Here is a 1659-nt window from a genome sequence, read left to right as displayed (position 1 = left end):
GATGAAGCGACTCGAACAGGACCGCTTCATCTGGCCGGATGCCGTGGCCGTGCCGACGCTGACGGTCGAGCAGTTGCACTGGCTGCTCGACGGCATCGACCTGGCCGTCGTGCACAAGCATCCGCAGCGTCTGTACAGCCGAGTGGCCTGAGGTCCAGCACGCGTGGGAACGATGCCATGGCATGCGGGTCCAAGCTGTCGTGTCGTTGCCCGCCACCATCACCGCCGAGGACCTTGCCGCGCTCATCGCCGAGCGCGATGCACTGGCCGGCGCGCTGCGAGTGGCCCATGCCGAGCGCGACCTGGCACTGGAGCGCTTGAAGGCGCTGCAGCGCCAGCTGTTCGCCGCCAAGAGCGAGGCGCGCAGCACTGACCAGAAGGACCTGTTCCTCAACGAGGCCGAGCAGCTCGCCCCCACGGACCAGACGCCGCCGGCGCAGACAGAGGAAGAGGAATCGACGCCGGTCGCCGGTCACCAGCGCAAGAAGCGCGGGCGCAAGCCACTGGACCCGGCACTGCCGCGCGAGATCGTGCGCCATGAGCTGCCCGAGGCCGAGCGCGTGTGCGCCCACGACGGGCACGCGCTGGTGGAGATCGGTGCAGAGGTCAGCGAGCAGATGGACGTGATCCCCGAGCAGGTGCGCGTGCTGCAGCACCACCGCATCAAGTACGCCTGCCCGTGCTGCGACCAAGGCCTGAAGGTCGCGCCGGCACCGGCGCGCATCATCCCCCGCGGGCTGCTCACCGAGCGGGCGCAGGCCTGGGTCATCACCGGCAAGTACCAGTTCGGCATGCCGCTGTACCGCACGGCCGCACTGCTGCGCCGCTTCGGCGGCGACCTCGCGAGCAACACGCTGGCCGCCGGCGTCGTGCGCATTGGCCAGGCGGTGCAGCCCGTCATCAACCTGCTGCGCGACCACCTGCTGGACGCGGACCTCATCTACGGCGACGAGACCACGGTTCAGGTGCTCAAGGAGCCCGGGCGCAAGGCACAGACCAAGAGCTACATGTGGGCGCAGATGAACGGCACGGGTCCGCCGGTGCGGCTGTTTGCCTATGCGCCGGGGCGTGGCGCCGCGCATGCGGAGAAGCTCTACGCCGGCATCCGCCCGGGCACCACGCTCATGAGCGATGGCTATGAGGTCTACAACGGCATTGCCAAGGCCGGCGGGCTCACGCACCTGGGGTGTTGGGTCCACGCGCGCCGGCCGTTCATCAAGGCCGAGGACGCCATCCCGAAGGCCGCACGTTCAAAGGACCAGGTCGCCAGCCGGTTCGTGCGGCTCATCGCCAAGCTGTACCGCGCAGAGGCACTTTCCAAGGACTGGGCTCCAGCGCGCCGGCTGCGGCTGCGCTCGCGTTACAGCCGCGCGGTCGTGCGCGAGATCGAGCAGATGCTGCTCACGCACCTGCACCGCGTCGCGCCGTCCAGCCTGCTGGGCGAGGCGCTGCACTACCTGCACGGGCAGTGGCCCAAGCTCGTGCGGTTCCTGGACAGCGGCAGCTGGCCGCTGGACTCCAACCCGGTGGAGAACGCGATCCGGCCGTTCGTCGTCGGCAGACGCAGTTGGTTGTTCGCCGACACCGTGGGCGGCGCCAACGCCAGTGCCAACCTGTACTCGTTGATCGAGACCGCCAAGGCCAACAACGTCGAGCCCT

At 69.1% G+C, this 1659-nt stretch carries 2 protein-coding genes; both read left to right on the top strand.

The window, feature by feature from the left end:
* Window position 1: 1 nt before the first annotated feature.
* The gene (tnpB, locus tag Q392_RS34270; RefSeq protein WP_038215670.1) at window positions 2-151 is read left to right on the top strand and encodes an IS66 family insertion sequence element accessory protein TnpB; all 150 of its coding nucleotides are present in this window, start codon (window positions 2-4) and stop codon (window positions 149-151) included.
* 31 nt (window positions 152-182) lie between these two features.
* Window positions 183-1659: IS66 family transposase (gene tnpC / locus Q392_RS26355; protein ID WP_051953988.1), on the top strand; the 1477-nt coding region annotated here is incomplete at its 3' end.

It is taken from the genome of Xenophilus azovorans DSM 13620 (assembly GCF_000745855.1).
GTDB lineage: Bacteria > Pseudomonadota > Gammaproteobacteria > Burkholderiales > Burkholderiaceae_C > Xenophilus > Xenophilus azovorans.
Note: the sequence above shows the minus strand (reverse complement) of the source record. Positions and strands in the feature narration are given on the sequence as shown.

What these genes read in the sequence shown, in the direction of transcription:
- tnpB (WP_038215670.1), top strand. Translation starts at nt 2, where the DNA reads ATGAAGCGACTCGAACAGGACCGCTTCATCTGGCCGGATGCCGTGGCC.